Below are 13,650 nucleotides of genomic sequence, written 5' to 3'. Positions count from 1 at the left end.
GAAAAAGATTTGCGGTTGACGGGTAATCTGCGGGAAAACGCACAGTTTCGCGAACTATCGCAACCACTGGCGGAACTTCTTGTAACGCCATGCCAAAAGCGCCACGGCCGCCAGTGCATAAAGGATTGGCTGCGGCGAGAGGATCTTCACCGACCACAGGTAATGAATGGGAGCGAGGATCGCGACAAGATAGACGAAGTTATGCAGAAGCTGCCAGCGCCTGCCCAGTTTTCGCTGCGCATATTGCGTGGATGTCAGCGCTAACGCCAGTAAAACCACCCAGCTCACGATACCCAGCGTCAGATAAGGACGTGTCACCAGTTCGCGGCCAAGCAGCGCCAGATTGTTAATTCCCAGTTCCAGCAGGGCGTAGCTGGTGAGGTGCAGCGTCGCCCAGGCAAAACACCATAGCCCTAATAGCCGACGGGTGCGAATCAATAAGGGCTGTTTAGCGTAGCGCGCCAGCGGCGAGACGAGCAAGGTGGCCAGCAAAAATTTCAGAGCCATCCGACCGGTAAAATGCTGGATATCCTTTGCAGGATCTGCGCTAAAGAGCCCCTGGCTGGCGGCCCAGAACAGCCATATAAAAGGAAGCAGCCCGGCCAGGTGCAGCAGCACTTTCAGCCAGGTAATCTGTTTTGCCGTTAAACGCACTCAGAAGTTCTCCCGTAAGTTGAGGCCACGGTAAAGCGAGGCCACTTCATCCGCATAGCCGTTAAATAGCAGCGTCGGCTGGCGCTTTACGTCCAGCGCACCGCCGGAACCGATAAACCGCTCGGTTGCCTGCGACCAGCGCGGATGATCCACGTGCGGGTTCACGTTGGCGAAGAAACCGTATTCGTCCGGAGCCGCCAGATTCCAGGTGGTTGGCGGACGTTCGCGGGTAAGCTTAATGCTGACGATAGACTTAATCCCTTTGAAGCCATATTTCCACGGTACGGTTAAACGGATGGGGGCACCGTTCTGCGGCGGAAGCGCTTTGCCATAAACGCCAACGGTCAGCAGGGTGAGGGGGTGCATAGCTTCGTCGAGACGTAGCCCTTCCACATACGGATACTCAAGCCCGCCGCCAATGAACCGATCTTTCTGCCCGGGCATCTCGTCCGGCGCATAGCGCGTCTGGAAAGCGACATATTTTGCGTTGCTGGTGGGCTCAACCATTGCCAGCAGTTTATGCAGCGGGAAGCCAATCCAGGGCACCACCATCGACCACGCCTCCACGCAGCGCATGCGATAGATACGCTCTTCGAGCGGGAAACGGGTAGTAAGATCGTGGTGATCCAGCGTCAGGGGTTTCGCCACTTCGCCATCAATTTTCAGCGTCCACGGATCGGTTTTGAGGCTCCCCGCGTTGGCGGCAGGATCGGCCTTATCGAGACCAAATTCGTAGAAGTTGTTGTAGCCGGTAACTTTATCTTCCGGCGTGAGCGTCAGCTTGTTTTGCCATTCGGCCGGTTTCGTAAAGGTGAGCGGGGCGCCGGATGGGGCCTTTGGCCGATCGTTGCCTTTAAACCAGTCGAGCAGGTCGGCGTGTGCCGCGGGAGAGAGCGTCAGGGCTGTGGCGCTGATGCCAAGCATTTTCAGGATCTGGCGGCGCTGTAACATAAAGACAGACTCAGACGTTACGTCGGCTTCCGTCAGTTTTCGGTTTTTCATGGCATCCTCCGTCATGCGTTTTTCTAAGCATGACGGAGGAGAGGGATTCGCGCGAATATGTCACGAAAATTTGAAGATTAGGCGATTTTCACCAGCGCGCGGCCGTGGAACTGGTTGTCCATGATCTTACTGGCGTATTCCGGCGCCTGGCTGAGGGTTATCTCCGTTGCGCTCTGGGTATAGAAAGATTCCGGCAGATCGCGCACCAGCCGTTCCCAGGCTTCATGACGACGGGCCGGCGGGGTCATCACGGAATCCACGCCCTGCAGGCGTACGTTACGCAGAATAAATGGCATCACGGTGGTTGGCAGGGCAAATCCGCCCGCCAAACCGCAGGCTGCCACGCAGCCGCCGTAGTTCATCTGCGCCAGGACTTTTGCCAGCACCTTATCACCGACGGTATCCACCGCCCCAGCCCAAACCTGTTTTTCCAGCGGACGGGTTTCGGCAAATTCGTCGCGGCTGAGAATGCGGCTGGCGCCGAGCTGGCGCAGATAGTCATGGGTGCTTTCTCGGCCGGAAACCGCAGCGACCTGATAGCCCAGCTTGTGGAGCAGCGTGACTGCCGTGCTGCCCACGCCTCCGCTGGCGCCGGTGACGACAATTTCCCCTGACTCAGGGCGGATACCTGCATCTTCCAGCGCCATCACGCACAGCATCGCGGTAAAGCCTGCCGTGCCGACGATCATCGCCTTGCGGCCATCCATGCCTTTCGGCACAGGCACCAGCCAGTCGCCCTTCACGCGCGCCTGCGTTGCCAGCCCGCCCCAGTGATTTTCACCCACGCCCCAGCCGGTGAGCAGCACATGCTGGCCCGGATGGAAGCGCGGATCCTCGCTGGTATGAACCCGCCCAGCGAAATCGATCCCCGGCACCATAGGGAAATTTCGGATGATTTTACCCTTACCGGTAATAGCCAGCGCATCTTTATAATTTAAACTGGACCAGTCGATGTCGACGGTTACGTCGCCTTCCGGCAGGCGACTCTCTTCAACCGCCTGCACTGAGGCAAGCGTTTTGCCGTCCTGCTGTTCTAAGATCAAAGCCTGCATACGGGGTCCTCACGACTCAGATGATTGGAAAATAATTTCTGAAGACTATACTCGCTCAGGGAAACGCAGTGCCGATTTAACGCAATAAATTGCCAGATACGCCCGATTTGGTAGTATGCCGCATTTGAAATGCAAGTTAGCGCTTACTCGCTACCCCATAAACCCACGGAGTAATCTCAAGGATGCGATTAACGACGAAGTTCTCAGCTTTTATCACCTTGCTGACGGGGCTTACCATTTTTGTCACGCTTCTGGGCTGTTCCCTGAGTTTTTACACCGCCATTCAGGACAAGCTGGTCAACCGGGTACAGTCTGTTGCCTCGGTGATTGATACGCGTCTGCTGACGACGCCCCTACCGGCGCTCTCCCGTGAGCTTGATGAGTTGATGGTACCTGTTGATATCGTTCAGATCGACATTCTGCAGGGAAAGCATCGTGTTTTAAGCCATGAACGACCGGGAAGCTATCGCCCCGCGGGCGTGGTAAGCCAGTATCGGGAAGTGACGGTGCATTCCCTTAAAAATCCGGGGATGACCATACACATGGTCTACCTCGATCCGATGGCCAGCTATTTCCGTTCCATGATGACCACCGCGCCGCTCACCGTCGCCGTTGCGTTTATCGTCCTGCTGATCTTTCTCGCGGTCCGCTGGCTGCGCCGCCAGCTCTCTGGTCAGGAGCTGCTGGAGATGCGATCCGTACGTATCCTGAACGGTGAACGCGGCCCGCAGGTGCGTGGCTCTGTCCACGAGTGGCCGTCACGGGCCAGCAGCGCGCTCGATACCCTGCTCTCCGAAATCCAGTTTGCCAGCGACCAGCGCAGCCGTATGGATACGCTGATCCGCTCTTATGCGGCGCAGGATAATAAAACTGGCCTTAACAACCGTCTTTTCTTTGATAATCAGCTCGCCACGCTGCTCGACGATTCAGAAAAAGTGGGGACTCACGGGGTGGTGATGATGATTCGTCTGCCCGATTTCGATCTCCTGCGCGACACCTGGGGACAGCGTGCCGCGGAAGAAAACCTCTTTACGCTGATCAACCTGCTCTCCACCTTTATTATGCGCTACCCGGGCGCGCTGCTGGCCCGCTATCACCGCAGCGACTTTGCCGTGCTGTTGCCTCACCGTACGCTGAAGGAATCCGAAAGCATCGCCAGCCAGCTGCTGAAGGCGGTAGATGCGCTGCCGCAGAGCAAAATGCTCGACAGGGACGATATGGTCCACATGGGGATCTGCGCCTGGCGTGGCGGACAATCGACTGAACAGGTGATGGAGCACGCGGAAGCCGCTACCCGCAACGCCGTGTTGCAGGGGGCCAACGGATGGGCGGTTTATGATGACTCGCTGCCGGAAAAAGGGCGCGGCAACGTGCGCTGGCGCACGCTGATTGAGCAAATGCTCAGCCGCGGCGGGCCACGTATTTATCAAAAACCCGCGGTCATGAAAAACGGCAACGTTCATCACCGTGAACTGATGTGTCGTATTTTTGACGGTACCGAAGAGGTCATCTCTGCGGAATATCTGCCGATGGTGCTGCAATTTGGCCTGTCCGAAGAGTATGACCGCCAGCAAATTACCCGGCTGATTCCGTTTTTATCCTTCTGGCCTGAAGAAAACCTGGCGTTACAGGTCACCGTGGAGTCGTTAATACGCCCACGTTTTCAGCGCTGGCTACGTGATACGCTAATGCAATGCGAAAAATCGCAACGTAAACACATTATTTTTGAACTTGCTGAGGCCGATGTAGGTCAACACATCAGCCGGTTACGTCCGGTGGTACGTTTGATCAATGCGCTCGGTGCACGTATCGCTGTGACGCAGGCAGGTTTAACGCTGGTCAGCACCAACTGGATCAAGGAACTGGATGTGGAGTTATTAAAGCTACATCCGGGGCTGGTAAGGAATATTGAGAAGCGTACGGAAAACCAGCTGCTGGTACAGAGTCTGGTAGAAGCGTGCAAGGGTACGCGAACACAAGTATTCGCCACGGGCGTGCGCTCCAGAAGCGAATGGCAGATGTTAACAGCGCGCGGCGTGATGGGCGGTCAGGGGGATTTTTTTGCTGCCTCTCAACCGCTTGACACCAACGTGAAAAAATATTTGCAAAGATACTCTGTTTGACCTGCCGTTTACGCTGTTTTCACGTAGAATATCGCGCCTGTAGCTTTGAGTATGTCGAGCAAAAAGCCAGTGAACGACCTGTAACGGGTTACAAACGTCAGTGGGGAACGCTACTGTTTACTCAGCCCTGAGGGAATCAGGGGATGATTTTGTAACATCAGGAAACGTACTGCACAAATTTTCACCGTTGCAGATGATTTTTGCGCCTTGTCGCTGCTGCGTGTGGTTGGTAAAGTAAGCGGATTTTGTTTTCCGCCCCAGCTTTCAGGATTATCCCTTAGTATGTTGAAAAAATTTCGTGGCATGTTTTCCAATGACCTGTCCATTGACCTGGGTACCGCGAATACCCTTATTTATGTAAAAGGACAAGGCATCGTATTGAATGAGCCTTCCGTTGTGGCCATTCGTCAGGATCGTGCAGGCTCGCCGAAAAGCGTGGCTGCAGTGGGTCATGACGCGAAGCAGATGCTGGGTCGTACCCCTGGCAACATCGCCGCCATTCGCCCAATGAAAGACGGCGTTATCGCCGACTTCTTCGTGACTGAAAAAATGCTTCAGCACTTCATCAAGCAGGTTCATAGCAACAGCTTCATGCGTCCAAGCCCGCGTGTTCTGGTGTGTGTGCCGGTTGGTGCAACCCAGGTAGAGCGTCGCGCAATCCGTGAATCTGCCCAGGGTGCAGGTGCACGTGAAGTGTTCCTGATTGAAGAGCCGATGGCTGCGGCCATCGGTGCTGGCCTGCCTGTTTCCGAAGCTACCGGTTCTATGGTTGTGGATATCGGTGGTGGTACCACTGAAGTGGCAGTTATCTCTCTGAACGGCGTGGTGTACTCCTCTTCCGTACGTATCGGTGGTGACCGCTTCGATGAAGCCATCATTAATTATGTGCGCCGTAACTACGGCTCTCTGATCGGTGAAGCCACCGCAGAGCGTATCAAACACGAAATCGGCTCTGCGTATCCGGGCGATGAAGTGCGTGAGATCGAAGTACGTGGCCGTAACCTGGCTGAAGGTGTTCCACGCGGTTTCACCCTGAACTCCAACGAAATTCTGGAAGCTCTGCAGGAACCACTGACGGGCATCGTGAGCGCGGTAATGGTTGCGCTGGAACAGTGCCCACCAGAGCTGGCGTCCGATATCTCCGAGCGCGGTATGGTTCTGACCGGTGGTGGTGCGCTGCTGCGTAACCTCGACCGCCTGTTAATGGAAGAGACAGGTATTCCTGTCGTAGTTGCAGAAGATCCACTGACTTGCGTCGCCCGTGGTGGTGGCAAGGCGCTGGAAATGATCGACATGCACGGCGGCGATTTGTTCAGCGAAGAGTAGTCGAGTTTGATAGGGTAGCAATTTGCTACCCTTTCTCTCTGACGCGAGAATACGCATAGCCTATGAAGCCAATTTTTAGCCGTGGCCCATCGCTACAGTTTCGCCTTATTCTGGCGGTTCTGGTTGCGCTTGGGGTCATTATTGCCGATAGCCGCCTCGGTACGTTCAGCCAGATCAGAACGTACATGGATACCGCCGTCAGTCCTTTCTACTTTGTTTCAAATGGTCCCCGTGAACTGCTCGACTCCGTTTCTCAAACGCTGTCTTCGCGTGACCAACTCGAACTCGAAAACCGGGCATTACGTCAGGAACTGCTGCTGAAAAACAGCGAACTGCTGATGCTGGGGCAATACAAGCAGGAAAACGCGCGTCTGCGTGAACTGCTCGGCTCGCCGCTGCGTCAGGATGAGCAGAAAATGGTCACGCAGGTGATCTCCACCGTGAACGACCCCTACAGCGATCAGGTTGTGATCGACAAAGGGAGCGTGAACGGGGTGTATGAAGGTCAGCCTGTTATCAGCGATAAAGGCGTTGTGGGCCAGGTTGTTGCCGTGGCTAAACTGACCAGCCGCGTGCTGCTGATTTGCGATGCCACGCATGCGCTGCCGATCCAGGTCCTGCGCAACGACATCCGCGTGATTGCGGCCGGTAACGGCTGTACGGACGACCTGCAGCTGGAACACCTGCCGGCTAACACGGATATCCGCGTGGGCGACGTGCTGGTGACGTCCGGTCTGGGTGGACGCTTCCCTGAAGGTTATCCGGTTGCGGTGGTCTCTTCGGTCAAGCTGGATACTCAACGTGCCTATACCGTGATTCAGGCCCGTCCAACCGCCGGTTTGCAGCGTCTGCGCTATCTGCTGCTGCTGTGGGGCGCCGATCGTAACGGTTCTAATCCGATGACGCCTGAAGAGGTGCATCGCGTGGCGAACGAGCGCCTGATGCAGATGATGCCGCAGGTTCTCCCGCCTGCGGATTCCATGGGGCCGCCTGCGCCAGTACCGGCGCCGGCAACCGGGTTAACGCAGCCGCTGCCGGATGCGCCGCCACCGCCTAAACTCTCTTCGGGAGGGCAGTAGTGGCAAGCTATCGTAGCCAGGGACGCTGGGTCATCTGGCTCTCGTTTCTCATTGCACTGTTACTGCAAGTGATGCCCTGGCCGGATGACATTCTCGTTTTCCGGCCAAACTGGGTATTGCTCATTTTACTCTACTGGATCCTTGCCCTGCCGCATCGCGTAAATGTCGGCACAGGTTTTGTGATGGGTGCCATACTGGATCTCATTAGCGGCTCTACGCTTGGCGTGCGCGCCTTGTCCATGAGCATTATTGCGTACCTCGTCGCACTCAAATTCCAGCTCTTTCGTAACCTTGCGCTCTGGCAACAGGCCCTGGTAGTGATGCTATTGTCGCTCGCTGCGGATATCGTTGTTTTCTGGGCAGAGTTTTTAGTGATCAACGTCTCTTTCCGACCGGAAGTGTTCTGGAGTAGTGTAGTAAACGGTGTGCTCTGGCCTTGGTTATTCCTGCTGATGCGTAAGGTTCGCCAGCAGTTTGCTGTGCAATAAAAGGTTTCTATGACGTCTTTGTATCTCGCTTCCGGCTCCCCGCGCCGTCAGGAACTCCTGACGCAGCTAGGCGTCTCTTTTGAACGCATCGTTACCGGCATTGAAGAAAAACGTGCTGAGGGCGAAAGCGCTCAACAGTACGTGTCTCGCCTGGCGCGCGAGAAAGCGCAGGCGGGCGTGGCCAGTGTGCCACGCGATCTTCCCGTGCTGGGAGCAGATACCATCGTTATTCTGAACGGTGAAGTGCTTGAGAAACCGCGCGACGCCGATCATGCGGCGCGCATGCTGCACAAAATGTCCGGACAAACGCATCAGGTGATGACGGCCGTCGCCCTGGCTGACCGCCAGCACGTGCTGGATTGCCTGGTGGTGACCGAAGTGACGTTCAGAGTACTTACCGACGACGACATCGCCGCTTATATTGCCAGCGGTGAACCAATGGATAAAGCAGGTGCATACGGTATTCAGGGGCAGGGTGGCTGTTTTGTCAGGAAGATTAATGGCAGCTATCACGCCGTAGTCGGCTTACCGCTGGTGGAAACGTATGAGTTGCTGAGCAATTTTAACTCACTGCGTGAGGGAAGGGATAATTATGACGGCTGAATTGTTGGTAAACGTAACGCCATCGGAAACCCGTGTGGCCTATATTGATGGTGGCATTCTTCAGGAAATTCATATTGAGCGTGAAGCGCGGCGCGGAATAGTAGGCAATATCTACAAAGGTCGTGTCAGTCGTGTACTACCGGGTATGCAGGCGGCTTTTGTAGATATTGGACTGGATAAGGCGGCGTTTTTACATGCCTCCGATATCATGCCGCACACCGAGTGCGTCGCGGGTGAAGAGCAAAAGCAGTTTGCTGTGCGCGATATTTCTGAACTGGTACGTCAGGGACAGGATCTGATGGTGCAGGTGGTGAAAGACCCCCTCGGTACCAAAGGCGCCCGTCTGACCACCGACATCACCTTACCTTCCCGCTATCTGGTCTTTATGCCCGGCGCGTCGCACGTGGGCGTTTCGCAGCGTATTGAGAGCGAAACCGAGCGCGAGCGTCTGAAGAAAGTGGTCAGCGCCTACTGCGATGAACAGGGCGGGTTTATCATCCGTACCGCTGCGGAAGGGATCAGCGAAGAAGACCTGGCGTCGGATGCGGCTTACCTGAAGCGCGTCTGGACCAAGGTGATGGAGCGTAAAAAACGCAACCAGACCCGCTACCAGCTCTACGGTGAGCTGGCCCTTGCTCAGCGCGTTCTGCGCGACTTTGCCGATGCCCAGCTCGACCGCATTCGCGTGGACTCACGCCTGACCTATGAAGCCCTGCTGGAATTTACCGCTGAGTACATCCCGGAGATGCCTGGCCTGCTGGAACATTATTCAGGGCGTCAGCCGATTTTCGATCTCTATGATGTCGAAAACGAGATCCAGCGCGCGCTGGAGCGTAAGGTCGAGCTGAAGTCCGGCGGCTATCTGATCATCGATCAGACCGAAGCGATGACCACCGTCGATATCAACACCGGCGCGTTTGTCGGCCATCGCAACCTCGATGACACCATCTTCAACACCAACATCGAAGCCACGCAGGCGATTGCGCGCCAGCTTCGTCTGCGCAATCTGGGCGGCATTATCATCATCGACTTTATCGATATGAGTAATGAAGACCATCGTCGCCGCGTGCTGCACTCGCTTGAGCAGGCGCTGAGCAAAGACCGCGTGAAAACCAGCATCAACGGCTTCTCGCAGCTGGGGCTGGTGGAAATGACGCGTAAGCGTACCCGCGAGAGCGTTGAGCATGTGCTGTGTAATGAATGCCCAACCTGCCATGGGCGCGGAACGGTAAAGACGGTTGAGACCGTCTGCTACGAAATTATGCGTGAAATCGTTCGTGTCCATCATGCCTACGACTCCGATCGTTTTCTGGTCTATGCTTCCCCTGCGGTGGCTGAAGCGCTGAAAGGTGAAGAGTCGCACGCGCTGGCGGAAGTGGAAATCTTTGTCGGCAAACAGGTAAAAGTACAAATTGAACCGCTCTATAACCAGGAGCAGTTTGACGTCGTGATGATGTAAGACGCAGTACGCTGCGTGACGAAAGCTGACAAGGAGAGATGCGTGAGGCGATTGCCGGGGATTTTATTGCTTACAGGGGCAACGCTGGTCGTGATTGTCGCGTTGCTCGTGAGCGGGCTACGCCTCGTATTACCGCATCTGGACAGCTGGCGTCCGCAGCTGCTGGCTAAAATCGAATCCACCACCGGCGTGCCGGTGAACGTAAGCCAGATTAGCGCTAACTGGCAGAATTTTGGCCCGACGCTCGATGTCCGGGATATCAACGCCAGCCTCAAAGATGGCGGCCACCTGAAAATCAAACGCGTGACCCTGGCGCTGGACGTCTGGCAAAGCCTGCTGCATCTGCGCTGGCAGTTTCGCGATCTCACCTTTTATCAACTCCAGTTCCTGACCAATACGCCTCTGTCCGGCGGCGATAGCGGTCAGGGTCTGGAAGCCAACCGCTTCAGCGATCTTTTCCTTCGTCAGTTCGATCACTTCGATCTGCGCGACAGCGAAGTGAGCTTCATTACCCTTTCCGGCCAGCGCGCCGAACTGGCGATCCCCCAGCTGACCTGGCTCAACGGTAAAGAACGTCACCGCGCCGAGGGGCAGGTCAATCTCTCAAGCTTGAACGGCCAGCACGGCGTGATGCAGGTGCGCATGGATCTGCGGGACGATGACGGCCTGTTAAACAACGGCAAAGTCTGGCTGCAGGCCGACGATGTTGACGTGAAGCCGTGGCTGGGCGACTGGCTCCAGCAAAATATGCAGCTGGAGACTGCCCGCTTCAGCCTTGAAGGCTGGCTGACCCTGACCAAAGGCGAATTTGCCAGCGGCGATATCTGGCTCAAGCAGGGGGGCGCCAGCTGGAAAGGCGAAAAACAGCAGCATCAGCTTTCCGTCGATAACCTCACCGCGCACGTGACGCAGGAGAAAGAGGGCTGGCAGTTTGCCATTCCGGATACGCGCATCACCATGGACGGCAAGCCGTGGCCGCGCGGTGCGCTGACGCTGGCCTGGATGCCGGAGCAGGACGTCGGCGGCACGGCCAGTAAACGCAGCGACGAGCTGCGCATCCGCGCCAGCAACCTCGATTTGGCGGCCATTGAGGGCCTGCGCTCGATGGCGGCAAAGCTCTCTCCGGACCTGGGCGAGATCTGGCTGGCAACCCAGCCGAGCGGGACGATCGATGCGCTGGGGCTGGACATCCCGCTCCAGGCGACGGAAAAAACCCGCTTCCAGGCAACGTGGAAAGATCTTGCCTGGAAGCAGTGGAAGCTGCTGCCGGGGGCGGAGCACTTTAGCGGCAAGCTGGAAGGCAGCGTGGAAAACGGCAGGCTAACGGTTGATATGCACGATGCCAAAATGCCTTACGAGACGGTCTTCCGCGCGCCGCTGGAAATCGAACAGGGCAGCGCGGTGCTTAACTGGCTCCGTAACGACAAGGGCTTCCAGCTTGATGGCCGCCATATCGACGTGAAAGCCAAAGCGGTGCACGCGCGCGGCGATTTCCGCTATCTGCAGCCTGTAGGTGACGAGCCGTGGCTGGGTATTCTGGCCGGGATCAGCACCGATGACGGCTCTCAGGCCTGGCGCTACTTCCCGGAAAACCTGATGGGTAAAGCCCTGGTGGACTATCTCAGCGGCGCGATTCAGGGCGGTCAGGCGGACAATGCCACGCTGGTGTACGGCGGTAATCCGCATCTTTTCCCGTACAAACACAATGAAGGCCAGTTCCAGGTGCTGGTGCCGCTGCATAACGCGACCTTTGCGTTCCAGCCCGGCTGGCCCGCGCTGAAAGATCTGGATATCGAGCTCAACTTCCTCAATGACGGACTATGGATGAAGTCCGACAGCGTGGCGCTGGGCGGCGTGACGGCCAGCAACCTGACGGCCAACATCCCGGATTACTCCAAAGAGAAGTTGCTGATTGATGCCGACATCAATGGCCCGGGCAAAGCGGTGGGGCCGTACTTTGAGGAGACGCCGCTGAAAGAGTCGCTGGCGGCGACGCTCCAGCAGCTACAGCTCGATGGCGATGTGAATGCTCGCTTACATCTTGATATCCCGCTGGACGGCGAGATGACCACCGCCAAAGGCGACGTCCGCCTTAAGAACAACAGCCTGTTCATCAAACCCCTTGAGAGCACGCTGAAAAATCTCAGCGGGCAGTTCAGCTTTGACAACGGAAACCTGAAGAGCGAGCCGCTTACGGCCAGCTGGTTTAATCAGCCCGTTAATATCGACTTCACGACCACCGAGGGTGAAAAGGCTTATCAGGTAGCCGTCAATCTGGACGGTAACTGGCAGCCAGCGCGCATGGAGGTCCTGCCGAAACCCATTGAGGCGTCAGTGCAGGGCGCAGTCGCCTGGCAGGGTAAAGTGGCAATCGACCTGCCTTATCACGCGGGTGCTCAGTATAAGGTCGACATCACGGGCGATCTGAAAAACCTTCAGAGCCAGCTGCCTGCGCCGCTGGATAAACAGGCCGGACAGCCGCTGCCGGTAAAGCTGAACGTCGATGGCAACCTGAACAGCTTCGCGTTGACCGGAAGCGCGGGCGGGACAAACCACTTCAACAGCCGCTGGCTGCTTAACCGCAAGCTCACCCTCGACAAAGCCATCTGGACAACGGATAGCCGCTCCACGCCGCCTCTGCCGGAGCAGTCGGGCATTGAGCTGAATCTCCCGCCGATGGACGGTGCAGAGTGGCTGGCGCTGTTCCAGAAAGGCGTAGGGCAGAACGTTGATGAAACCGCCCAGTTCCCGCAAACCATTACCGTACGTACGCCGTCGCTGATGCTGGGCGGACAGCAGTGGAACAATCTGAGCCTGGTTTCACAGCCTGGCGCTAACGGCACGAAGGTGGAGGCCCAGGGAAGGGAGATCAACGGCACGCTGACCATGCGCAATCACGCGCCGTGGCAGGCGGCGATCCGCTACCTCTACTACAACCCGGCAAGCGCCGCGAGCGGGAAAGATAAACCGGCAGAAGCGTCGCCGCTGAGTAATGTCTCCAGCGTCGATTTTAGCGGCTGGCCCGATCTCCAGCTGCGCTGCGCGGAGTGCTGGCTGTGGGGGCAGAAATATGGCCGTATTGACGGTGATTTCACTATTCAGGCCAACACGCTTACGCTCTCCGGCGGCCTGGTTGATACCGGTTTTGGCCGCATGACGGCCGCAGGGGAATGGGTGAATAACCCGGGCGAGCAGCGAACGTCCCTCAAGGGCGACATTAAAGGCAACAAGCTGGATGCGGCAGCCAATTTCTTTGGTATCAGCACGCCGCTGCGCGGCTCCTCTTTTGACGTCGATTACGATCTTCACTGGCGTGACGCCCCGTGGAAGCCGGATGAAGCCTCGCTGAACGGCATTCTGAAAACCCGCTTCGGCAAAGGTGAAATTGCCGACGTGAGCACGGGGCGCGCCGGGCAGATCCTGCGCCTGCTGAGTTTTGATGCGCTACTGCGCAAGCTGCGCTTCGATTTCAGCGATACCTTCAGCGAAGGTTTCTACTACGATTCGATCCGCAGCACGGCGTGGATCAAGGACGGCGTTCTGCATACGGACGACACGCTGGTGGATGGCCTGGAAGCGGATATCGCCATGAAAGGCTCCGTTAACCTCGTGCGTCGCGAGCTGGATATGGAAGCCGTGGTGGCGCCGGAAATTTCCGCCAGCGTGGGCGTGGCGGCGGCCTTTGTGGTGAACCCGATTGTCGGTGCGGCGGTGTTTGCCGCCAGCAAAGTGCTGGGTCCGCTGTGGAGCAAGGTCTCCATTCTGCGCTACCGCATTACCGGTCCGGTCGATAAACCGCAGATTAACGAGGTGCTGCGCCAGCCGCGCAAAGATGCACAGCAATGATTTGACGTGGGCAGGTAA

At 57.0% G+C, this 13,650-nt stretch carries 10 protein-coding genes; 7 read left to right on the top strand and 3 right to left on the bottom strand.

Features of this window, described 5'->3' with window-relative positions; translation table 11 throughout:
* Nucleotides 1-54: 54 nt before the first annotated feature.
* From msrQ to USF70_RS13395, 3 genes are all read right to left on the bottom strand, one after another.
* A complete protein-coding gene (gene msrQ, locus USF70_RS13405; RefSeq protein ID WP_032659655.1) occupies nucleotides 55-654 on the bottom strand; it encodes a protein-methionine-sulfoxide reductase heme-binding subunit MsrQ in 600 nt (199 codons plus the stop codon).
* Nucleotides 655-1,656, bottom strand: coding sequence for a protein-methionine-sulfoxide reductase catalytic subunit MsrP (msrP, locus tag USF70_RS13400; protein ID WP_029741739.1), 1,002 nt, complete (start codon nucleotides 1,654-1,656; stop codon nucleotides 655-657). It lies immediately after the preceding gene.
* 77 nt (nucleotides 1,657-1,733) lie between these two features.
* Entirely contained in the window at nucleotides 1,734-2,708 is a 975-nt protein-coding gene (locus USF70_RS13395; protein ID WP_032659658.1) for an MDR family oxidoreductase, read from the bottom strand.
* Nucleotides 2,709-2,890: 182 nt separating this feature from the next.
* Here USF70_RS13395 and csrD point away from each other — a divergent pair, with 182 nt between their 5' ends.
* The 7 genes from csrD to yhdP all read left to right on the top strand — a co-directional run bounded on the left by csrD (nucleotide 2,891) and on the right by yhdP (nucleotide 13,632).
* Nucleotides 2,891-4,831 (top strand): RNase E specificity factor CsrD, encoded by a 1,941-nt coding sequence (gene csrD / locus USF70_RS13390; RefSeq protein ID WP_048981162.1) that lies wholly within the window; start codon nucleotides 2,891-2,893, stop codon nucleotides 4,829-4,831.
* A 282-nt stretch (nucleotides 4,832-5,113) separates the two neighbouring features.
* Nucleotides 5,114-6,157: a rod shape-determining protein MreB gene (mreB, locus tag USF70_RS13385; protein WP_000913396.1), complete on the top strand. Its 1,044-nt coding sequence runs from the start codon at nucleotides 5,114-5,116 to the stop codon at nucleotides 6,155-6,157.
* Nucleotides 6,158-6,219: 62 nt separating this feature from the next.
* Nucleotides 6,220-7,236: a rod shape-determining protein MreC gene (mreC, locus tag USF70_RS13380; protein ID WP_033146767.1), complete on the top strand. Its 1,017-nt coding sequence runs from the start codon at nucleotides 6,220-6,222 to the stop codon at nucleotides 7,234-7,236.
* Nucleotides 7,236-7,724: a rod shape-determining protein MreD gene (gene mreD / locus USF70_RS13375; RefSeq protein WP_023309399.1), complete on the top strand. Its 489-nt coding sequence runs from the start codon at nucleotides 7,236-7,238 to the stop codon at nucleotides 7,722-7,724. Before mreC ends, mreD begins: the two co-directional genes overlap by 1 nt.
* Nucleotides 7,725-7,733: 9 nt before the next feature.
* Nucleotides 7,734-8,327 carry a Maf family protein gene (locus USF70_RS13370; protein ID WP_224979584.1) on the top strand — a complete coding sequence of 198 codons (594 nt, stop codon included), beginning with the start codon at nucleotides 7,734-7,736 and terminating at the stop codon, nucleotides 8,325-8,327.
* Complete coding sequence (gene rng, locus USF70_RS13365; protein ID WP_010436156.1) at nucleotides 8,317-9,786, top strand: ribonuclease G; 1,470 nt, start codon at nucleotides 8,317-8,319, stop codon at nucleotides 9,784-9,786. The genes USF70_RS13370 and rng overlap by 11 nt, the downstream gene beginning before the upstream one ends.
* Before the next feature lie 42 nt (nucleotides 9,787-9,828).
* Nucleotides 9,829-13,632: an AsmA2 domain-containing protein YhdP gene (gene yhdP, locus USF70_RS13360; protein WP_320735695.1), complete on the top strand. Its 3,804-nt coding sequence runs from the start codon at nucleotides 9,829-9,831 to the stop codon at nucleotides 13,630-13,632.
* Nucleotides 13,633-13,650: the final 18 nt, after the last annotated feature.

Source organism: Enterobacter sp. 237C8 (assembly GCF_034106865.1).
GTDB lineage: Bacteria > Pseudomonadota > Gammaproteobacteria > Enterobacterales > Enterobacteriaceae > Enterobacter > Enterobacter asburiae_B.
The sequence above is the reverse complement of the archived record's forward strand: the minus strand, read 5'-3'. Positions and strand labels throughout refer to the sequence as shown.

Coding starts and splice junctions, on each gene's coding strand:
- rng (WP_010436156.1), top strand. CDS start 8,317: ATGACGGCTGAATTGTTGGTAAACGTAACGCCATCGGAAACCCGTGTG.
- USF70_RS13395 (WP_032659658.1), bottom strand. CDS start 2,708: ATGCAGGCTTTGATCTTAGAACAGCAGGACGGCAAAACGCTTGCCTCA.
- USF70_RS13370 (WP_224979584.1), top strand. CDS start 7,734: ATGACGTCTTTGTATCTCGCTTCCGGCTCCCCGCGCCGTCAGGAACTC.
- mreB (WP_000913396.1), top strand. CDS start 5,114: ATGTTGAAAAAATTTCGTGGCATGTTTTCCAATGACCTGTCCATTGAC.
- msrP (WP_029741739.1), bottom strand. CDS start 1,656: ATGAAAAACCGAAAACTGACGGAAGCCGACGTAACGTCTGAGTCTGTC.
- csrD (WP_048981162.1), top strand. CDS start 2,891: ATGCGATTAACGACGAAGTTCTCAGCTTTTATCACCTTGCTGACGGGG.
- mreC (WP_033146767.1), top strand. CDS start 6,220: ATGAAGCCAATTTTTAGCCGTGGCCCATCGCTACAGTTTCGCCTTATT.